This is a genomic window from Streptomyces sp. MBT53 (genome assembly GCF_016654115.1).
Classification (GTDB): domain Bacteria; phylum Actinomycetota; class Actinomycetes; order Streptomycetales; family Streptomycetaceae; genus Streptomyces.
Genome location: NZ_JAEQAZ010000045.1, coordinates 17,707 through 38,139 on the forward strand (window position 1 = coordinate 17,707; position 20,433 = coordinate 38,139).

At 70.6% G+C, this 20,433-nt stretch carries 18 protein-coding genes; 5 read left to right on the forward strand and 13 right to left on the reverse strand.

Annotated elements, in window-relative coordinates:
- Positions 1 to 34 precede the first annotated feature (34 nt).
- Entirely contained in the window at positions 35 to 979 is a 945-nt protein-coding gene (locus tag JHN45_RS18385) for an RluA family pseudouridine synthase (RefSeq protein WP_201049771.1), read from the forward strand.
- Between the two features lie 18 nt (positions 980 to 997).
- Here JHN45_RS18385 and JHN45_RS18390 read toward each other — a convergent pair whose 3' ends face one another.
- From JHN45_RS18390 to JHN45_RS18415, 6 genes are all read right to left on the reverse strand, one after another.
- Positions 998 to 2,455: a cytochrome P450 gene (locus tag JHN45_RS18390; RefSeq protein WP_200715013.1), complete on the reverse strand. Its 1,458-nt coding sequence runs from the start codon at positions 2,453 to 2,455 to the stop codon at positions 998 to 1,000.
- 118 nt (positions 2,456 to 2,573) lie between these two features.
- Positions 2,574 to 3,194 (reverse strand): ATP/GTP-binding protein, encoded by a 621-nt coding sequence (locus tag JHN45_RS18395; RefSeq protein WP_200715014.1) that lies wholly within the window; start codon positions 3,192 to 3,194, stop codon positions 2,574 to 2,576.
- Positions 3,175 to 3,576, reverse strand: a complete 402-nt coding sequence (locus JHN45_RS18400) for a DUF742 domain-containing protein (protein WP_201049772.1) — start codon at positions 3,574 to 3,576, stop codon at positions 3,175 to 3,177. Before JHN45_RS18400 ends, JHN45_RS18395 begins: the two co-directional genes overlap by 20 nt.
- A complete protein-coding gene (locus tag JHN45_RS18405; protein ID WP_200715016.1) occupies positions 3,573 to 3,980 on the reverse strand; it encodes a roadblock/LC7 domain-containing protein in 408 nt (135 codons plus the stop codon). The genes JHN45_RS18400 and JHN45_RS18405 overlap by 4 nt, the downstream gene beginning before the upstream one ends.
- Complete coding sequence (locus tag JHN45_RS18410; protein WP_201049773.1) at positions 3,977 to 5,554, reverse strand: sensor histidine kinase KdpD; 1,578 nt, start codon at positions 5,552 to 5,554, stop codon at positions 3,977 to 3,979. Before JHN45_RS18410 ends, JHN45_RS18405 begins: the two co-directional genes overlap by 4 nt.
- A gap of 285 nt (positions 5,555 to 5,839) precedes the next feature.
- Positions 5,840 to 6,475, reverse strand: coding sequence for a TetR/AcrR family transcriptional regulator (locus tag JHN45_RS18415; protein ID WP_201049774.1), 636 nt, complete (start codon positions 6,473 to 6,475; stop codon positions 5,840 to 5,842).
- A gap of 200 nt (positions 6,476 to 6,675) precedes the next feature.
- Here JHN45_RS18415 and JHN45_RS18420 point away from each other — a divergent pair, with 200 nt between their 5' ends.
- The 4 genes from JHN45_RS18420 to atzF are packed head-to-tail and all read left to right on the forward strand — an operon-like array spanning position 6,676 to position 13,311.
- A complete protein-coding gene (locus tag JHN45_RS18420) occupies positions 6,676 to 7,500 on the forward strand; it encodes an urea amidolyase associated protein UAAP1 (RefSeq protein ID WP_201049775.1) in 825 nt (274 codons plus the stop codon).
- Positions 7,497 to 8,120, forward strand: a complete 624-nt coding sequence (locus JHN45_RS18425; RefSeq protein ID WP_200715020.1) for an urea amidolyase associated protein UAAP2 — start codon at positions 7,497 to 7,499, stop codon at positions 8,118 to 8,120. The genes JHN45_RS18420 and JHN45_RS18425 overlap by 4 nt, the downstream gene beginning before the upstream one ends.
- Positions 8,117 to 11,626 carry a 5-oxoprolinase/urea amidolyase family protein gene (locus JHN45_RS18430; RefSeq protein ID WP_201049776.1) on the forward strand — a complete coding sequence of 1,170 codons (3,510 nt, stop codon included), beginning with the start codon at positions 8,117 to 8,119 and terminating at the stop codon, positions 11,624 to 11,626. The genes JHN45_RS18425 and JHN45_RS18430 overlap by 4 nt, the downstream gene beginning before the upstream one ends.
- Positions 11,623 to 13,311, forward strand: coding sequence for an allophanate hydrolase (gene atzF / locus JHN45_RS18435; RefSeq protein WP_268982276.1), 1,689 nt, complete (start codon positions 11,623 to 11,625; stop codon positions 13,309 to 13,311). The genes JHN45_RS18430 and atzF overlap by 4 nt, the downstream gene beginning before the upstream one ends.
- A gap of 80 nt (positions 13,312 to 13,391) precedes the next feature.
- Here the strand turns inward: atzF and JHN45_RS18440 are convergent, their stop codons facing one another.
- From JHN45_RS18440 to JHN45_RS18470, 7 genes are all read right to left on the reverse strand, one after another.
- Positions 13,392 to 16,256 (reverse strand): RNA helicase, encoded by a 2,865-nt coding sequence (locus JHN45_RS18440; protein WP_201049778.1) that lies wholly within the window; start codon positions 16,254 to 16,256, stop codon positions 13,392 to 13,394.
- A gap of 86 nt (positions 16,257 to 16,342) precedes the next feature.
- Positions 16,343 to 17,305 carry a twin-arginine translocase subunit TatC gene (gene tatC / locus JHN45_RS18445; RefSeq protein ID WP_200715024.1) on the reverse strand — a complete coding sequence of 321 codons (963 nt, stop codon included), beginning with the start codon at positions 17,303 to 17,305 and terminating at the stop codon, positions 16,343 to 16,345.
- 48 nt (positions 17,306 to 17,353) lie between these two features.
- The gene (gene tatA / locus JHN45_RS18450; RefSeq protein ID WP_200715025.1) at positions 17,354 to 17,635 is read right to left on the reverse strand and encodes a Sec-independent protein translocase subunit TatA; all 282 of its coding nucleotides are present in this window, start codon (positions 17,633 to 17,635) and stop codon (positions 17,354 to 17,356) included.
- A 260-nt stretch (positions 17,636 to 17,895) separates the two neighbouring features.
- Entirely contained in the window at positions 17,896 to 18,090 is a 195-nt protein-coding gene (locus JHN45_RS18455; RefSeq protein ID WP_200715026.1) for a hypothetical protein, read from the reverse strand.
- 19 nt (positions 18,091 to 18,109) lie between these two features.
- Positions 18,110 to 18,412 (reverse strand): hypothetical protein, encoded by a 303-nt coding sequence (locus tag JHN45_RS18460; RefSeq protein ID WP_201049779.1) that lies wholly within the window; start codon positions 18,410 to 18,412, stop codon positions 18,110 to 18,112.
- Entirely contained in the window at positions 18,409 to 19,434 is a 1,026-nt protein-coding gene (locus JHN45_RS18465) for a YafY family protein (RefSeq protein WP_200715028.1), read from the reverse strand. The genes JHN45_RS18460 and JHN45_RS18465 overlap by 4 nt, the downstream gene beginning before the upstream one ends.
- 19 nt (positions 19,435 to 19,453) lie before the next feature.
- Positions 19,454 to 20,407: a YafY family protein gene (locus JHN45_RS18470; protein ID WP_201049780.1), complete on the reverse strand. Its 954-nt coding sequence runs from the start codon at positions 20,405 to 20,407 to the stop codon at positions 19,454 to 19,456.
- Positions 20,408 to 20,433 lie beyond the last annotated feature (26 nt).

Sequence of the window (20,433 nt, forward strand, 5' to 3'; positions counted from 1 at the left end):
CTGATCCTCCCGGACACCTCGTAGGCTTGAGGTGATGAGACGCCGTACCCCGCCCCCGCCCCCGCCCCTGCCGCAGCGTGACGGGGTGGATCCGGTGCGGGTGCGGCTGCCCGTCGAGGGGCCGTGGGCCACCGTGCGCGAGCATCTGGTGGAGCGGCTCTCGGGGGCGGGCCCCGGGGTCGTCGACGGGATGCTCGACAGCGGGCTCGTCGTGGGGGCGGACGGGCGGGCCGTGGCACCCGACGCGCCCTACGCGCCGGGGATGTTCGTGTGGTTCCACCGGGAGCTGCCCTACGAGGTGCCGGTGCCCTTCCCGCTGGACGTGTTGTACCGCGACGAGCACATCGTCGTCGTCGACAAGCCGCATTTCCTGGCCACCACCCCGCGCGGCAGCCATGTCACCCAGTCCGCCCTGGCCCGGCTCCGCCACGAGCTGGGCATCCCCACGCTCGGCTCCGCGCACCGGCTCGACCGGCTCACGGCCGGGCTGGTCCTGTTCACGGTCGTCCCCGAGGAACGCGGCGCGTATCAGGGGCTGTTCCGGGACCGGATGGTGCGCAAGGAGTACGAGGCGGTCGCTCCGTACGATCCGCGGCTCGCCCTGCCCCGGACCGTGCGCAGCCGGATCCTCAAGGAGCGCGGGGTGATGGCCGCCCGGGAGGTCGAGGGCGAGGTGAACGCCGTCACCCGGATCGAGTTGCTGGAGCACCGTGACGGGCGTGCCCGGTACCGGCTGCTGCCGCGCACCGGGCAGACGCACCAACTGCGGGTACACATGTGCGCGTCGGGGGTGCCGATTCTCGGCGATCCCCTCTATCCGGTGGTGACCGGCCCCCTGGCGGCCGGTGACTTCCGGCGCCCGCTCCAACTGCTGGCGCGGGTCCTGGAGTTCACCGATCCGCTGACGGGGCGCGAGCACCGGTTCGTCAGCCCGCGTCTGCTGCGGGCCTGGTCGTCCTACGCGGAGTGGGCCGGCTGACCCCGCTGCCCGGTCGGCTCAGTCACCGCGCCACCAGCGCAGGAGGCGCTGGAACAGAGCCGGTCGGCGGGCCGGTGCGTGCTCCTGGCCGGGCGCATCGGCCGGGGTGACGGGTTCCGGTGTCACGGCCGGCGGCCGGTGGGCGCCGACCGCCGAGTCCTTCGGGCTCTGCCGCGGCACCGGGATGGTGGCGTCCTGCTGAGGCTTCGGCGCGAACTTCACCGGCAGTTCCACCAGGTGCCGGTTCGAGATGGACTCCCGCCAGCGCAACTCGTCCTCCTCGCAGGCGAGTTGGACATCGGGAAGGCGCGCCAGCAGCGCGTCGACGCCGACGTCGGCAATGGCACGGCCGATGTCCTGGCCCGGGCACTCGTGGGGGCCGCCGCCGAAGGCGAGGTGTGAGCGGTTGCCCCGCATGTTGGCCGTGCGGTCGGGGCGGACGCGCGGGTCGACGTTGCCCGGTGCGATACCGAAGATGAGACCGTCGCCCTGGCGGATGCGCTGCCCGCCCAGTTCGGTGTCCTGCTTGGCGAAGTAGGCAAAGACGGAACTGAACGGCGGCTCGTCCCACAGGGACTGTTCGACCGCCTCGGGCACGGTCATCTGGCCGCCGCTCAACCGGGCACGGAAGCCCGGGTTGGTGAGCACGATGCGCAGCACGTTGCCCAGGAGGTTGGCGGTGGCCTCGTAGGCGGCGTAGAGCACCACGCGAAGATGTTCCCGGACCTCGTCGTCGGTGAGTCCGGCCGGGTGCGTGATGAGGTGGCTCGTGAAGTCCTCCTGGGGCTGGGCGCGGCGGCTGACGGTGAGCCGGCCGAGGACCTCCATGACGTAGGCGTTGCTGGTGATCGCCGTCTCGGAGCCCTTGAGGGCGTCGCGGGCGGCCTGCACCAGTCGGTCGTTGTACTCCTCGGGCATGCCGAGGATCTCGCACAGCATCGCCATCGGCAGATATTCGGAGAACTGGCCGACCAGGTCGGCCCGGCCCCTCTCGCAGAACTTGTTGACGAGATGCTGGGTCGCGCGCTTGATGTGGCGCCGGATGCCCCGGTGGTCGATGGTCGACATGGCGCCGACGACCGCACCGCGCAGCCGCAGGTGCTCGTCGCCCTCGGCGTGGCAGCAGATGGGCTGCCAGGCGATGTGCGGCATGAGCGGGTGGTCGGGCTTGATCATGCCCTCCTGCTGGGAGCTCCACAGCCGCGTGTCCCGGCAGAACTGCGAGGGGGTGCGCACCATGTGCAGGTTCTCGCCGTGACCGAGGACGACCCAGATCGGTACGTCGTCGTGGAGCAGCGCGGGGGCCACCGCGCCGTGCTCGGCCCGCAGTTCCTCGTACACGGCTCCCAGGTCCTTGGCCTCGGGGCCGTAGAGCCGGCGCAGTCCCCCGGGGCCGATGCCGTGGGCGGGGCAGCCGGGGGGCGGGGCGAGGGCTGTGTCGTCAGTGCCGGTCGGGAAGTGGGATTCAGCCGTCATCGTGTTCGCTCCGAAACTGAAGTGGAATCGGTGTCAGAAGAGTTGATGGGGGTCAGCCGTAGAAGGTGACGAAGTACGGTGCGCCGGCGGTGAGTTGCCGCGCCGGTGCGGTCGCGGTTCAGACGGACGCCCTCTTCATCTCCAGGGAGTGCAGGAAACGCATGAGCGTCAGGAGCGTGTCCCGACTGGAAGCCCGCCGTCGCGCGTCGCACTCCACGATGGGGATCTCCGGTGCCAGGTCGAGTGCCTCGCGCAGGTCCTCGATGGGGTAACGGGGGCCGTCCGGGAAGGAGTTGACGGCGATCACGAACGGGACGCCGCTCTCCTCCAGCCGTCCTATGACGTCGAAGCTGACCTCCAGGCGGCGGGTGTCGATCAGGACCACCGCGCCCAGCGCGCCCTCGAACAGTCCGTTCCACAGGAACCAGAAGCGTTCCTGGCCGGGGGTGCCGAAGAGGTACAGCACCAGCTGGTCGGTGATGCTGATGCGGCCGAAGTCCATCGCCACGGTGGTCGCGGTCTTGGTGTCGGAGCCGTAGTTGTCGTCGACCCCGACGCCGGCCTGCGTCATGGTCTCCTCCGTGGTCAGCGGCCTGATCTCGCTGACCGAACCGACCATGGTCGTCTTGCCGACCCCGAACCCGCCCACGATGACGATCTTCACCGCGGCCTGTGCCGTCTGCGGCAGATGGTCCTCGGTCCGTGGTCCGGGGAGGGTGTCAGAGCTTTTGAAGTCCATGCATCACCGCTTCGAGGAGGGAACGGTCGGCGATCGCCTGCCGCACGATCGGGGCGCGCGCCTGGACCAGTTCGGCCGTCAGCAGCTCGGTGAGCAGGACGGTCACCACGCTGAACGGCAGATTCAGATAGGCCGACAGCTCGGCCACGGACAGGGGGGCGGCACAGAGCCGGATCAGCGCCGCCCGCTCCGGTGTGGAGGAGGGCGGCGGGTCGGCACGCGCCACGATTAACGTGACCAGGTCGAGGGCTGCACGCTCGCGCCCCTCTTCCGATCCGGTGAGGACGTACAGCCGCTCGGGCTCCTTGCGCGGGCCCTGTTTGAGGGGCTCGGGCGGAGGCTGTTCCTTGGGGTGGCGCCGCCGGCGTTGCGGAGGAGTCATACGGTCTGCCCGTTGCGTCGGGGCGGGCTGGTGAGGTGGGCGCCGATGCGGACGACCAGGTCACGCATGCGGTTGCTCATGAGGCCGGGTTCGGCGACGACGTCGGAGAGCACCGCGAGATAGGCGTTGGAGCCCGCCGCCATGAGGTAGAAGTAGCCGCCGTTGATCTCGATGATGACCATGCGCATCGTGCCGTCGCTGTCCGGGATCTCGTGGGCGACGGCGCTCGCGAGGCTCTGCAGCCCCGCGCAGGCCGCGGCGACGCGGTCGGCGGCGTCCGGGTCGCCGCCGTAGCGGGCGATCCGCAGTCCGTCGGCGGAGAGCACCACGATCATCTCGATGCCGGGTACGCCGTCGGCGAGCTCCTTGAGCATCCAGTCGAAGTTGGCTCGCTGCTGGATCACTTGAGGTCCCCCTCGTCGTCGGCCTCGACTTGGGCCGGCTCGGTCGTCTGGGTGAATGCGGTGGGGTCCGGGTCGCCCTTGAGTCCGTTCATGAACGCCTCGACCCACAGCCCCGGTTCGGGCTCTTCCTTCTCGGGCACCGGCTCGGCCCAGGCGGACAGGGCCTCCCGCTCGGCCTGTTCGGCCCGTTCGGCCGCCGCCTGCTCGGCGAGCCGCTGGCTGAGCGGCATCTTGACCCGGCTGCGGCGCTGCGGCAGACCGCCCACCGTCCACTCCGTGACCTCGGGGACCTCGTCCACCATGGAGACCGTCGCGGGGATTCGGGGGCTGGTCGGCCGGCGCTTCTTGGGTGCGCGCTTGGGGCCTTCGAGCGCGCCGAGTTCGATCTTGGGCGCGGCGGTCGCGCCGATGCCGTGGGCGAGGCCGGGTGCGGGCTCGCTGGTGAGCATGTCCCGCGGCACGACCAGGACGGCGCGGACGCCGCCGTACGCGGAGGCCCTGAGCGAGACCTGCATGTTGTACGTCTGGCAGAGCCGTCCGACGACTGTCAGGCCCAGGCGCGGACTCTCGCCGAGATCCTGGAGGTCGATGCCGGCCTTGGCCTGCTCCAGCATGTTCTCGACCCGGGCGCGGGCCTCCTCGCTGAGGCTGACGCCGGCGTCCTCGATCTCGATGGCGACACCGGTCTGCACCTCGACGGCGGTGACGTGCACCTTGGTCTGCGGCGGCGAGTAGCGGGTGGCGTTGTCGAGGAGTTCGGCGGCGGCGTGGATCAGCGGTTCGACGGAGGTGCCGTTGACGTTGACCTTGGCGATGGAGTCCAGCGAGATGCGCCGGTACTCCAGGATCCGGGACATGGCGCCGCGCAACGTGCTGTAGAGCGTGACGGGTTGGGGCCACTGACGGCCGGGACGGCCGCCGCCGAGCACCGAGATGGAGTCGGCTAGGCGGCCGATCAGCGCGGTGCCGTGGTCGATGCGCAGCAGGTCGTCGAAGACCTCGGGGTTGCGGCCGTGGTCCTCCTCCATCTCGCGGAGTTCGTTGGCCTGTTGGTGGACGATCGCCTGGACGCGCCGGGCGATGCTGACGAAGTTGCGCTGCGCGGAGTCGCGCATGGCCGCCTCGCGGTCCACGATGTCGAGCACCGTGCGCAGCAATCCGCGCTGCGGTTCGGGGAGTTCGCGCCACTGGGGGTGGGAGTCGACGACTTGGCGAATCACCTCTCCGGGGGATTCTCCGGTCCGCATTCCGTAGAGCGCGGCGGGCATGATCTCCGTCGCGAGCCGCTCGATGTCCTGGTCGTGGCCGGCGATCCGCCGTTCCATGTACGCACGGTCACGAGCATGGTCCGCGCGCAGGTCACGCACGGTTCGGCCGCGGCGGACCGCTTCGGCCGCCGTCACGATCACCAGGAGCGTGGCGATGCCACCGCACCAGCCGACAGCGGCCCGGGCCGGCTCCGTCACCACGGCGACGGCGGCCCCGGTCGCCGCGGCCATCACTATGGCGGGCAGCAACAGCACACGGGCGTACGGAAGTTCACGGCGGCCGGGGGGCGATTGAACACTCACCATGTAAGCCCTCTGGAAGAAGTCGGCTGGGGTAGGGGGGAGAGACCCGAGGGATCTTCGTTATGTTTAGGAACAAACGCACGAATACATCCCAACTCGGTGCGCTGCGGGCGAGCTTAGTCCGACCGGATCATCGCTGTGTCATATTCAGCAAGCCCCTGAAAAGGGACACGGAAGAGGAGTACGCTCAACCCATTTACACGCTGCGCCACCATTCGAACACGACATGTGACGGTGGACGGGCATGCGAAAATCACTCACCGTAAGGAGTGAAGCCCCGCTTCCGGCTCAGATTCCGGCGATGCGCAGCGCCGCGTCGGCCGTCGCCTCCGCGAAGGCGGACACCGGCCGCTCGGGATCGGAGCGGTGCACCAGGATGACGCCCTCGATGAGCCCGAACAGCAGATCCGTACGCAGCTCCAGCTCGCTCTTGGCGAGCGCCCCGCCCGCGGCGGTCGCGGCGAGCAACTGCCGGTAGGCGTCCTTGAGTTCGGCGCGTACGGCATGGAAGCCGGCGAACCGTTCGGCGCGCACCTCGGGCAGCAGATAGAGCCCGCCGAGGTTGTGCGTGCCGCCGCACAGCAGCTCGACGTCGGTGCGGCACAGCTCCCACAGCCGGTCCTCGGCCGGGGTGAGGTCGTCCGCGAGGAGTTCCCGGGCGCAGGTCAGCGAGGGTGTGACCGTGGACTCCAGGAGGTCCGCGAGGAGCTCCTCCTTGCCGGAGACGTAGTGGTACATGGACGCCTGCCGCATGCCCGCGAGTTCGGCGACGGCCCGGGTGGTGGTGGCCGCGTAGCCGCGGGTGGTGAACAACTCGGCCGCGGCGGCGAGCAGTTCGGCGCGTGGGGACAGTCCGCTGTCCGGCCGCTGATCGGCCCGCGGCCTGCCGACCCGGCGGCCGCCCTGCGCACCCGTTGTCCCCATGCGTTCGATCCTCGCACACGGCACCGCACGGCAAACGTCCGGTGATCTTGGTGAGGGCTCGGTAACCGACCGGCAACACCCGGGCAATCCCGGCGACCCGGCCGCCTCCTAATTTCTGTCGAGCGACAGAAATAGCGAAGGAAACAGCGCCAGAAATGTCGTACGACCCAGACGTCCCCCGCAGCCGGAGGTCCCCCGCGATGGCGACAGCGACCACTTACGGAGCCCGCGCCCACGCCCGCGCCCAGGAGGGCAACCGCGCCGAGGCGATGCCCGTCGTCCCGGCCGCCGACTGGCCGGCCCCGCCCTGCGCGGCGGGCCACCTGGTCTGGGCCGAGACCGTCGCGGGCGGCAACTACACGCACCGCGTCCTGGCCCGCGGCACCGAACTCCGCCTCACCGACCTGCGCGGCGACGCCTGCGCCCACCTGCTCCTGTACGCGGCCGACCGCCCCTGGGAACGCCTGAACGTCGCCGACACGGTCAAGGTCCAGTGGAACGCCTACCTCGGCGAGGGCCAGCTCCTCCTCTCCGACCAGGGCCGCGTCCTCGCCTCCCTGGTCGCCGACACCTCCGGCCGCCACGACGCCCTGTGCGGCACCTCCACGCTCGTCCGCAACACCGAGCGCTACGGCGACGGCACCCCGCAGTCCGACTCCCCCGCCGGACGGGAGCTGTTCAAGCTCGCCGCCGCCAAGAACGGCCTGGAACCACGGGACTTGCCGCCCTCGCTCTCCTTCTTCCAGGGCGTCGAGGTCCGCGACGACGGCTCCCTCGACTTCACCGGCTCGGCCGGACCCGGCGGCAGCGTGACCCTGCGCGCCGAGCAGGACGTGACCGTACTGATCGCGAACGTGCCCCACCCGGCCGACCCGCGCGCCGACTATGTCAGCACCCCGCTGGAGGTGCTCGCCTGGCGCGCCGAGGCCACCGGACCGGGCGACCCGCTGTGGGACGCCACACCCGAGGGCCGCCGCGCCTTCCTCAACACCACCGAATTCCTCGCCGCGAGGGGGCTCATATGAAGACCGAGGACGCAACGCCCGTACGGACCGCGGAAGTTCCGGCCCGCGCCGCCTGGTCCGCCGTCGTCCGCACCGGCGAGACCCTCACCGTCACCGACCTGCACGGCAACCAGGCCGTCGACTTCCTCGTCTACGACGCCCACGACACGTCGGTCCGCTACAGCGCCCCCGACACCATCCACGCCCAGGGCGGCATCTTCCTGACCACCGGCAGCGTGCTGATGTCGAACGAGCACACCCCCCTGATGACCGTCACCGCCGACGAGGTCGGCCGGCACGACACGGTCGGCGGTGCCTGCTCCAAGGAGTCCAACACCCTGCGCTACGGCCATCACACCTGGTCGCAGCACGCGTGCGTGGACAACTTCCTCGCCGAGGGCGCCAAGTACGGCCTGGGCAAACGGGACTTGGTGTCCAACATCAACTGGTACATGAACGTGCCGGTCGAGAAGGACGGCACCCTCGGCATCGTCGACGGCCTCTCCGCACCGGGCCTGAAACTGACCCTGCGCGCCGAACGCGACGTCCTCGTCCTGGTCTCCAACTGCCCCCAGATCAACAACCCTTGCAACGGCTTCGAGCCGACGGCCGTGCAGATGACCATCGGAGTCTCGGGATGAGCTTCGACACGCTGCTGATCGCCAACCGGGGCGAGATCGCCGTCCGCATCATCCGCACCGCCCGCGAACTCGGCCTGCGCACGGTCGCGGTGTACTCCGACGCCGACCGCTCGGCCCCCCACGTACGGCTCGCCGACGAGGCGGTACGACTCGGCCCGGCGCCCGCGAAGGAGTCGTACCTCGACGCCGACCTGGTGCTGAAGGCGGCCAAGGACACCGGCGCGGGCGCGATCCACCCCGGCTACGGCTTCCTCTCCGAGGACGCGGCCTTCGCCCGCCGCTGCGAGGACGCCGGAATCGTGTTCGTGGGACCGACCCCGGCCCAGTTGGAGTTGTTCGGCGCCAAGCACACCGCACGGGCGGCAGCCGAGGCCGCAGGCGTTCAACTGGCCCCGGGCACAGGGCTCCTGGGCTCTGTCGCAGAGGCTCTCGCCGAAGCGGCCGTCATCGGCTACCCCGTCATGCTCAAGGCGACCGGCGGAGGCGGCGGCATCGGCATGTCGGCCTGCCGCTCCGCCGACGAACTGACCGAGTCCTGGGAGCGGGTGCAGCGCGTGGCCGCCGCCTCCTTCTCCTCCGCCGGGGTCTTCCTGGAACGCCTGGTCGAGCACGCCCGCCATGTCGAGGTGCAGGTCTTCGGCGACAGCGAGGGCGGCGTCGTCACCTTCGGCGACCGCGACTGCTCCCTCCAGCGCCGCAACCAGAAGGTGGTGGAGGAGGCCCCCGCACCGGGACTCCCCGACCACGTACGCGACCAACTGGCGGCGAACGCCCGCGACTTGTGCGCCTCGGTCGGCTACCGCTCCGCCGGAACCGTCGAGTTCGTCTACGACGCCGGGCGCGAGGAGGCCTACTTCCTGGAGGTCAACACCCGCCTCCAGGTGGAACATCCGGTCACCGAGGAGATCTACGGCGTCGACCTGGTCGCCTGGATGCTGCGCCTGGCGCGCGGCGAGCGGGACGTCGTGCGCGACCCGGGCAGCCCGCGCGGCCACGCCGTCGAGGCCCGCGTCTACGCCGAGGACCCGTCCCGCGAACACCGGCCCAGCGCGGGCCTGTTGACCCGCGTCGAGTTCCCGCACGGCGTGCGCGTCGACGGCTGGGTGGAGACCGGCACCGAGGTGACGACGTCGTACGACCCGATGCTCGCGAAGGTCATCGCCTACGGCTCCGACCGCGCCCACGCGCTCCGGCGGCTCGACGAGGCGCTGGCCCGCACCCGGGTGGACGGCATCGAGACGAACCTGGGCCTGGTCCGGGCGGCCCTCGCCGAGCCGGACTTCCGTACGGCCGCCCACTCCACGGCGACCCTCGCCGGCGTCACCGACCCCACGCCCCGCATCGAGATCGTCGCGGGCGGCACTCTCACCACGGTCCAGGACTGGCCGGGGCGCACCGGCTACTGGCAGGTCGGTGTCCCCCCGTGCGGCCCGATGGACGACCTCTCCTTCCGCCTCGGCAACCGCGCGCTCGGCAACGACGAGGGCACCCCGGGCCTCGAATGCACGCTCCAGGGACCGACGTTGAGGTTCACGCACGCCACCACGGTGTGCGTGACGGGCGCCCCGGCACCGGTGGCGGTCGACGGCGTTGCGGTCCCGCAGTGGGAGCCGGTGACGGTGCCTCCAGGTGCCGTACTGGAGATCGGTGCCCCGGCCCAACACGGCCTGCGGACCTACGTGTTGTTCGCGGGCGGCCTGGACGTGCCCGCGTTCCTCGGCAGCGCGAGCACCTTCACCCTGGGCCGTTTCGGCGGCCACGGCGGCCGGGCGCTGCGCACCGGTGACGTCCTGCACGGCGGCACGGTCGCCGAAGGCACGCCGGTACCGTCCGCCGACCGCCCGGCCTTCGGCACCGCATGGGACGTGGCGGCGGTCGAAGGCCCGCACGCGGCACCGGAGTTCTTCACCGAGGACGACATCCACGACTTCTACGCGGCCGACTGGAAGGTCCACTTCAACTCGGCGCGCACGGGTGTCCGCCTGGTCGGCCCGAAGCCGCGCTGGGCCCGCACCGACGGCGGCGAGGCCGGCCTGCACCCGTCCAACATCCACGACACCCCGTACTCGGTCGGCGCGGTCGACTACACCGGCGACATGCCGGTCCTGCTCGGCCCCGACGGCCCGTCCCTCGGCGGCTTCGTCTGCCCGGCGACGGTGATCAGCCAAGAGCGCTGGAAACTGGGCCAGTTCAGGCCCGGCGACACGGTCCGCTTCCGCCCGGTGAACGTCGACGGCTCACCCCGCCCGTCCATCGTGGACGGCGGAATCCTCGCCCGGGACGGAGACGTCACCTTCCGCCGCAGCGGCGACGACAACCTCCTGGTCGAATTCGGCCCCATGCAGCTGGACCTGGCGCAGCGCATGCGCGTCCACGCCCTGATGGAGGCGGTGTCGGAGGCGGACTTCGGGGGCGTCACGGACCTCACCCCGGGCATCCGCTCCCTCCAGATCCAGACCGACCCGTCCCGCCTGCCCCAGTCCGAACTCCTCACCGCCGTAAGGGAGATAGCGGCGGCGCTCCCGCCCACCGACCAGCTGATCGTCCCCTCCCGCACGGTCCACCTCCCCCTCTCCTGGGACGACCCGGCCACCCGCGAGGCCATCGCCCGCTACATGGCGGGCGTCCGCGACGACGCGCCCTGGTGCCCCTGGAACATCGAGTTCATCCGCCGCGTCAACGGCCTGGACTCGGTCGAGGACGTCTACGGCACGGTCTTCGACGCCGAATACCTCGTACTGGGCCTGGGAGACGTCTACTTGGGCGCCCCGGTGGCCACGCCGCTGGACCCCCGCCACCGCCTGGTGACCACCAAGTACAACCCGGCCCGCACCTGGACGGCGGAGAACTCGGTCGGCATCGGCGGCGCGTATCTCTGCATCTACGGCATGGAGGGCCCCGGCGGCTACCAGTTCGTGGGCCGTACGACCCAGGTGTGGTCGGGCTGGCAGCAGCGCGGCGCGTTCGAGCCCGGGTCGCCCTGGCTGCTGCGCTTCTTCGACCGGATCAAGTGGTACCCGGTGGAGGCGGACGAACTCCTCGAACTCCGGGCCGACATCGTCTCCGGCCGTTTCGTCCCGCGCATCGAGGAGGGCACGTTCTCGCTCGCCGAGTACGAGGCGTTCCTCACCGAACACGCCGAGTCCATCGCGGAGTTCAGGTCCCGGCAGCAGACCGCGTTCGGCGCGGAACGCGATGCCTGGGAGGCGGCGGGCGAGTTCACCCGGGCGGAGGCGGCGGCCGCCCCGGCACCTCCGCAGGCCGAGGTGACGGTCCCGGTCGGCGGACGCCTGATCGAGGCCGAATTCGCCGCCTCCGTCTGGCAGTTGAATGTCGAGCCCGGCGACGAGGTGACCGTGGGCCAACCCCTCCTGGCCCTTGAGGCGATGAAGATGGAATCCAGGGTCCACGCCCCGATGACCGGTGTGGTGGCCGAGATCCTGGCCAGGCCCGGCGACCAGGTCGAAGCGGGCACGGCGCTCCTCGTCCTCGCCCCCGCAAGCTGAACAGCAAGGAGCACCAAGAGATGTCGACCACCTCGACCACCGTGTCCCGGGTCCGCGCCGCCTACGCCCGCATCGAGGCCGTGGACCGCCCCGAGATCTGGATCGACCTGCGCACACAGGCGGAGGTCGAGCAGGAGGCGCGGGCGCTCGACGAGCGAGTGGCAGCGGGCGAGCAACTCCCCCTCGCAGGCCGCCTGTTCGCGGCGAAGGGCAACATCGACGTGCATGGCCTTCCGACGACGGCGGGCTGCCCGGCGTACGCCTACGAGCCGGAGTCGGACGCCCCGGTCGTCGCCCGCCTCCGCGCGGCCGGCGCGATCGTGCTCGGCACCACGAACCTCGACCAGTTCGCCACCGGCCTGGTCGGCACCCGTTCCCCGTACGGCGCGGTCCGCAACGCGCACGACCCGGCACGGATCAGCGGCGGCTCCAGCGCGGGTTCGGCGGTCGCCGTGGCCCTGGGCATGGTCGACTTCGCCCTCGGCACCGACACGGCGGGCTCGGGCCGGGTCCCCGCCGCCTTCAACGGCATCGTCGGCCTCAAGCCCACCCGCGGCCTGGTCCCGACAGCAGGAGTCGTCCCGGCCTGCGCCTCGATCGACTGCGTGACGGTCTTCGCCCGCACCCTCCCGGAGGCGGAACAGGCCCTGTCCTTCATGGCCTCTCCGCCCGACCGCGACCTCCCGCCCCTCCCCCAGCGCACACCGGGCCCGTGGCGCATCGCGGTAGCGGCACGCGAACAACTCGGCGAACTGGACGAGGGCTGGGCGGAGGCGTACGAGGCGGCGGTGGAGCAGCTCAGGGGCGCGGGCGCCGAGATCCGCACCCTCGACCTCACCCCGTTCACGGAGGCGGCGGCGATGCTCTACCAGGGCGCGTTCGTGGCCGAGCGCTACACGGCGGTGGGGCGCTTTGTCGACAAGGCAACAGCTGACGGCATCGAAGGCCTGGACCCCACCGTCACCGGCATCATCACCCGGGCCCGGGACATCCCGGCCCACCAGCTGTACGCGGACGAGGAACGTCTGGCGGCCCTCCGCACCCGAGCCCTGGCCGAACTGGCCGACGCGGACGCCCTGTTGCTCCCGACCACACCGGGCCACCCCACCCTGGCCGAGGTGTCCGCCGACCCCCTGGGCGCCAACGCCCGCCTGGGCCGCTTCACCAACTCCACGAACCTCTTCGACCTCGCGGCGGTGGCAGCCCCTGCGGGCAAGGTGAGCGGGTTGCCCTTCGGCGTGATGCTGATCGGCCCGGCGTTCACGGACGACCGCCTGGCGCAGATCGCGCGCACCCTGGAGCCGACGGTCCAACTGGCCGTCGTGGGAGCACACTTGACGGGCCAGCCCCTGAACCCCCAACTCCTGTCCCTGGGCGCCCGTTTGGACCGCACGACGACAACGGCCCCGGTGTACCGCCTGCACGCCCTCGCGACAACTCCGCCCAAGCCGGGCCTGGTACACGTGGGCAGCGAGGGCGGCGCGGCGATAGAGACAGAGGTATGGCGCCTACCGGCGGAGGGTTTGGGCCGCTTGCTGGCGACCCTCCCCCGCCCGATGACGCTGGGAAGCGTGGAGTTGGCAGACGGCACAAGGGTGCCGGGCTTCCTGTGCGAGCCGGCGGCGCTGGAAGACGCCGAGGACATCACAGCCCACGGCGGCTGGCGCACATACCTGGACTTTTAAAGGGACGCGAGGCCAACTCCCTAGGGGCGCGGGGAACTGCGCGACCAGCCACAACGCCCCCGCGCCCGCCGACGAAACCCTCACCCCACCGACGAGTAGGCCACGACCCCCCGCAGCAACAGATCAACAGCCTTACGCGCATTCTTCGCCACAGTGGAAGACGCCTCCCCACCAGACACAGGCGCCGCAGCCGAAATCTGCCCCAACACATCGATCACCTGCTTGCACCACCGAACAAAGTCCCCGGCCGGCATCTCCACCTCCCGAAGCACCTCGTCCAGCCCCTTCCCACTGGCCCACATGAACGCGGCCCAGGCGAAGCCGAGATCGGGCTCGCGCTGCCCGACCCCCTCGGTCTGAGTGATCCGGAAGTCTTCCTCAAGGGCGTCGAGACGCCCCCAGATCCGCACCATCTCCCCCAGCGCGGCCTTGGCCGCACCGGACGGCACCTTCGGCGTCGTGGCGTCGTCACTGACCCGTGCCTCGAACACCAACGCCGAGACGCACGCGGCGAGTTCGGCAGGGGCGAGCCCCTCCCAGACCCCCTCGCGCAGACATTCGCTGGCGAGCAGGTCGAGTTCGCCGTAGAGCCGGGCGAGCCGCTTGCCGTGCTCGGTGACCTCGTCGCCGCGCAGATAGTCCAGCTCGGTGAGGAGCGCGACGATCCGGTCGAAGGTGCGGGCGATGGTGTTGGTCCGCCCCTCGATGCGCCGCTCCAGCTGCGTGGTGTCCCGCTGCAGTCGGTGGTACCGCTCGGCCCAACGGGCGTGGTCCTCACGGTCGGTGCAGCCGTGACAGGGGTGCGCGCGGATCGCCGTACGCAACTGGGCGATCTCCCGGTCGTCCGCGGCCTGCGAGCGCTGCTTGCGGGCGCGCTCCGGCGGGATGTGCCCGGCCTTGGTGCGCAGCGCGGAGGCCAGGTCCCGACGGGACTGCGGGGAACGGGGGTTGAAGGACTTCGGGATCCGCATCCGGTCCAGGGCCTCGACGGGCACCGGGAAGTCCATCGACGCGAGCCGCTTGACCTGCCGTTCGACGGTCAGGACGAGCGGGCGCGGGCCGTCGTGCTGCTCGAAGCCGCGGTGGCCGTTGGACCGTCCGGCGGGCAGGCCCGGGTCCAACACCAGTGCCAGACCTGCGTACTTGCCGGTCGGGACATGGATGACGTCTCCCGGCTTGAGCTTCTCCAGGGCGACGGCGGACTCGGCGCGCCGCTGTGCCACGCCTTGCCGGGCGAGCTCGGTCTCGCGGTCCTTGAGCTCGCGGCGCAGCCGCATGTAGTCGTCGAAGTCGCCCAAGTGGCAGGTCATGGAGTCCTTGTAGCCCTCCAGGCCCTCTTCGTTGCGCTGCACCTGCCGTGAGATCCCGACGACCGACTTGTCCGCCTGGAACTGCGCGAAGGAGGTCTCGAGGAGTTCGCGCGAGCGGTGCCGCCCGAACTGCTCGACGAGGTTGACCGCCATGTTGTACGACGGCTTGAAGCTGGAGCGCAGCGGATAGGTGCGGGTTCCGGCCAGTCCCGCGAGGTGCTCGGGACTGATCCCGCGCTGCCACAGCACGACGGCGTGGCCCTCGACATCGATGCCGCGCCGACCGGCCCGACCGGTCAACTGGGTGTACTCGCCGGGGGTGATGTCGGCGTGCTGCTCGCCGTTCCACTTGACGAGCTTCTCCAACACCACCGAGCGCGCGGGCATGTTGATGCCGAGCGCGAGGGTCTCGGTGGCGAACACGGCCTTCACGAGGCCGCGCAGGAACAGCTCCTCGACGACCTCCTTGAACGTCGGCAGCATGCCCGCGTGGTGGGCCGCGATGCCGCGCTCCAGGCCTTCCAACCACTCGTAGTACCCGAGGACATGCAGATCCTCGGACGGAATGGACGCCGTGCGCTCCTCGACGAGGGCGCGCACCTTCTCCCGCGCCTCGTCGTCGTTGAGCCGCAGCCCGGCGTACAGACACTGCTGCACGGCGGCCTCGCAGGCGGCTCGGCTGAAGATGAACGTGATGGCGGGCAGCAGGCCTTCGTTGTCCAGCCGCTCGATGACCTCGGGGCGTCCCGGTGTCCACACCCGCGAACGCGATCTGCGCTCGCGCTCCCGGTCGGCCTCGCGCATGGCACGACCGCGTCTGCGGTCCTGGTAGGACGGGCGCTGGGCCTCCATACGGGCAAGGCGGGTGAGGTCGGGGTTGACGGCCTTCTTGTTGCCCTCGCCCTCCTCGAAGAGGTCGTACATCCGCCGCCCGGCGAGCACGTGCTGGAACAGCGGCACCGGCCGGTGCTCGGAGACGATCACCTCGGTGTCGCCGCGGACGGTGTCGAGCCAGTCGCCGAACTCCTCCGCGTTCGACACCGTCGCCGAGAGGGAGACCAGGGTCACCGACTCGGGGAGGTGGATGATCACCTCTTCCCAGACGGCGCCGCGGAAGCGGTCGGAGAGGTAGTGCACCTCGTCCATGACCACATAGCCGAGGCCGAGGAGGGTCTGTGAACCGGCGTACAGCATGTTCCGCAGGACCTCGGTGGTCATGACGACCACCGGAGCCTCGGAGTTGACGCTGTTGTCACCGGTGAGCAGGCCGACCTTGTCCGCGCCGTAACGGCGGCACAGGTCGGCGTACTTCTGGTTCGACAGTGCCTTGATGGGGGTCGTGTAGAAACACTTCTTGCCCTGCTGGAGGGCGAGGTGGACGGCGAACTCGCCGACGATCGTCTTGCCGGAGCCGGTGGGCGCCGCGACCAGCACGCCCTTCCCCGCTTCGAGCGCCTTACAGGCCTCGATCTGGAAGGGGTCGAGACCGAAGTCGTACATCTCGCGGAAGTCCGCGAGCGCGGTGGCCTGCTCGGCTGCCCGCAGGCGGGCTGCCGCGTACCGCTCGGCCGGGGAGAGGTCCTCTGTCATCGTGCTTTCGAGCGTACCGGGCGCCACTGACAACAGGACGATCATTATCCGTTCCCATAGGTCCTCCACACCCGGAGACCGGCCGCCCGCGCTGCGGGAACGGCCGGTCTCGGCGGAGGTCGGGAAGGTGATCAGGTCACGTCGTCATACCCGTTGACCCGGTCCGAACCGGTGCCGCTCGCCTGCTCGGGCAGGGCCGCCCGGCCCGCCGAGACGGCTTCGACGTCGCCGATGTCCTCGGGGGTGAGGTCCAGGTCGGAGGCCTCGTCGTCGGCCGGTCCCGACTCGTCGCGGCGGCGCTTGCGCCGGTCGTTGAGCAGGGAGAAGAGGACCGCGCCGAAGTACAGCACCCAGATGGGCCCGGCCAGGGCCAGCATCGTGAGCGGGTCGGTGCTGGGGGTGGCGACGGCCGCGAAGACCGTGATGCCGAGGATCATGGCGCGCCACCAGCCGAGCATCCGCTTGCCTGTCAGCGCGCCCGTGAGGTTGAGCATGATCAGCAGCAGCGGCAGCTCGAAGGAGAGGCCGAAGACCAGCACCATGCGCGTGACCAGGTCGAGCAGGTCGTCGAGCGGCAGCAGGTTGTTGACGTCCTTCGGCGTGAAGCCGAGCAGAACCTTCGCGGTGGTGGGCAGCACCCGGTAGGCGAAGTAGGCGCCGGCGAGGAAGAGCGGTACGCCGGTGCCGACGAAGCCGAGCGCGTACTTCTTCTCGTTCTTGTGCAGGCCCGGGGCGACGAAGCCCCACAGCTGGTACAGCCAGACCGGGGACGCCAGGACGACGCCGGCCATCAGGGACACCTTCAACGCCAGTGTGAACGGCGTCAGCAGACCGTTGATGGTGATCTGCGCGCACTGGTGGCTCTTGTCGCCGGCCTTCCGCAGTTCCTCGAAGGTCGAGGCGCAACCGACCGAGTCCAGCACCGGCTTGGTGATGATGTTGACGATGTCGTTGTAGAAGAAGGCGGCCACACAGGTCACCACGATGATGGCCAGCATCGCCTTCGCGAGCCGGTTGCGCAGCTCACGCAGATGGTCCGCGAGGGGCATCCGCCCCTCGGGGTCCTTCTCCTTCTTGCGGGCAGGCTTAGGCAACCCACGTCCTCATCTCGTGCGGCAGGCCGGGGGCGTCCCGGCCCTGCGTCAGCGCTTGGTCGTGTCCGACGGCTCGGTGACGGGGCGCGAGCTGGTCACGTCGCCGGGGGCCGCCTGGATGGTGCGCTGCACGGGCTCGTCGGTGTTCGGCGGGCCGGCGGGGGCGGGCGTACTGTTGCCCTCTTCCTTCATCGCCTTGGCCTCGCTCTTGAGGATGCGAGCGGACTTGCCGAGGGAGCGGGCCATGTCCGGAAGCTTCTTCGCGCCGAAGAGCAGCACGATGACGACGAGGATGAGAATGATCTCGGGAGCTCCGAGCCTTCCGAACATAAGTCTTTACCTTCTCACCGAGGCGGCTGGGGTGGGGGTGCTGTCCGATCGGTCGGACATCTGTCCGACCTTCGTGCTGCCAGCGATCGTAACGCTCAGGGGTAAACGTCAGGCAATCCCCGTGCGTACTCCCGGTCCGCGCTCCGGGCCTCGTTATCCGGACCGCGATCAGCAGCGTACCCGCCCCGAGCGACAACGTGACAGGGCAAAGTGACGCGAAGCGCATCAGCCGCGCAACTCACACCCCACGCATACGTGACTCACAGTGCGTCGACGGAACGCGCCGTGGAGACGGCCGCTCGTTCCAGGTCCTCGGCCGCTCTGTTGATGCGCTGCGCGGCGGCCGTGACCTGCAGTCCGAGCCGCCGCGCCTCCAGAAAGACCCGGACGGCGAGCACGCCGAGCACGGCGAGACCCACAAAACCCACAGCTACCGCGACCATCGCCCAGAACATGGGGCGAGCCTAGACCCTGCTACCCGACGGAGGTCAGGCGCAGGGTCCGCACCCCGCCTCCGGTGAGCAGCTCGACGATCCGCTCGCCCGCGGGCTTGCGGACCGAGGCGCCGCAGTCGGGGCAGGTGAAGGAGTAGAACGTGGTGCGGCTGGTGGCGCCGATGGCGAGGCGCAGGGCGCTCGCCGCCAGTTCGAAGTTGCCCCGGCAGTCCGGGCAGCCCGCTCTGAACACGACCGGCATCACGTTCTTCATCCCGGCGAACGCGGCGGCCACCGTCATCTCCTGGACACCCGGGACACCCGACATCGTCGACTCGCTCACAGCCCCTGCTCCTGCCTCTCGTCAACACCATGCACACCGTCAACCACGCTCTGCGGTCCGTCGTACGCCGCCAGCGCCTCGCGGGCCGCGCGGCGGGCGCTGTCGGCGAGATCGCTCGGGGAGACGATCCGGCCGTCGCGCCCCAGCCGCAGGGCCAGGCGTCGCAGGGACGTCGGGTCGGGGGTGCGCAAGGTAATACGCAGCCCGCCGTCGGGAAGCTCATCGGCACTGTCGTGCGGGTAGTACTCGGCGACCCAGCGCCCGCCCGGGCCGACCTCCACGACGACCTCGGGGTCCTCGGCGGCGGGCTGCACCAGCGCCTCCGACAGGTCCCGCAGTTCGATCTCGGGCGGTGCGGACGGCTCGTCGAGGATCTTGATCTCGGCGACCCGGTCGAGGCGGAAGGTGCGGCGCGCCTCGGAGCGGCGGCACCAGGCCTCCACGTAGGTGTGCCCGACGCTGACCAGCCGGATGGGGTCGATCTCGCGCTCGCTCAACTCGTCGCGGGCGGGCGAGTAGTAGCGGATCCACAGCCGGCGGCGCTCCGAGATCGCGCGGTCGACGTCGGCGAAGACACCGCCCTCGGACTCGAAGGTCACCGAGAGGCGGGCGCTGGCCCCGGCCGCCTCACCGGCCGCCGCCTCCAGCTTGGCGTTGGCCCGCAGCAGCGCCTGCCGGTCGCTCTCGCGCAGGCCCGGCAGCGTGGACACCGCGCGGGCGGCCACCAGGAGGGCGGTCGCCTCGTCGGCGGCGAGCCGGAGCGGTTCGGCGACGTCGTCCGGGTTGTGCCACCAGATGCGCTCGCCGTCGGTGTCGATGTCGAGCAGGTCACCGCCCCGGAAACTGGTCCCGCACATGGGCAGTACGTCGAGGTCGGAGACCAGCTCGTCCTCGGTGATCCCGAAGGCACGCGCGACGTCCTCGACGCGCGCTCCGGGGCGCTCCTTGAGATAGGTCACCAGGGAGAGCATCCGCCGGGTCTGGTCGATGGCGTTGACTGGCCTGACCGGTTTGCCTGCCACAGTTCTCTTCCGCTCCCCCTCAGCCCTTGGCCACGGCACGCAGCCGGTCGACCACGTCGGCCCGCAGCTCGGCGGGCTCCAGGACGACCACGTCCGGTCCGAACTCGACCAGCCAGGCGTCCAGTCCGTGGCCGTACGGAATCTCCAACTCGTCCCAGCCGTCCCCGAGTTCCCGAACCGCCGCGGCTTTCGCCCGCAGGGGGTATCCGGAGCCGGTGCGCAGCCGGATCAGGGCGGAGCGGTCGGCGGTCTCCCCCGCCCAGCTCGCGACGGTCTCGCGCACGGTGACGACATCGGGGATGTCCGCGGTGAACCGCCCGTTGCGGGAACGCACCTTGCCGGTGATCCGGGAGAGCCGGAAGACGCGTTCGGCACCCCGGTCCCGGTCCCAGCCGGCGAGGTACCAGTGGCCGCGCCAGCACTCCAGGGCCCACGGCTCGACGCTGCGCGTCTCGGGGCGGGCGGCGGTGGCCTTGCGGTACTCGAACACGACAGGACGGCGGTCCCGGCAGGCCAGCATCAGCGGCTCGAACGACGCCTCGTGCACCGGAATACGGGGCTCCAGGGCGCCGTGCGGCTCGTACGGGTCGAGATCCTCGGGCATCCCGGCCGCGCGCAGTTTCTGCAGCGCCCCGCTGGCCGCGCCGGCGAGCCGGGCCTGCTGCCACACCTTGGCGGCGAGGCCGAGGGCGGCGGCCTCCTCGGCGTCGAGGGTGATGGGCGGGAGGCGGTTGCTGTCGCGGCGGGCGAGATAGCCGACCTCGCCGTCCAGGTTCTCCACCGTCTCGATGACCAGGCCGAGTTCGCGCAGATCGTCCTTGTCGCGCTCGAACATCCGGTTGAAGGAGTCGTCCGATCCGGCTTCGAGGTAGGCCTCAATGGATTCCCGCAGCTCACGCTTGCTGAGCGGCCGCCGCGTCCCGAGCAGACACAGCGCGAGGTTCATCAGCCGCTCGGCCTTGGCAATGGCCATCGACGCCCTTCGCCTTCCTCTGTACT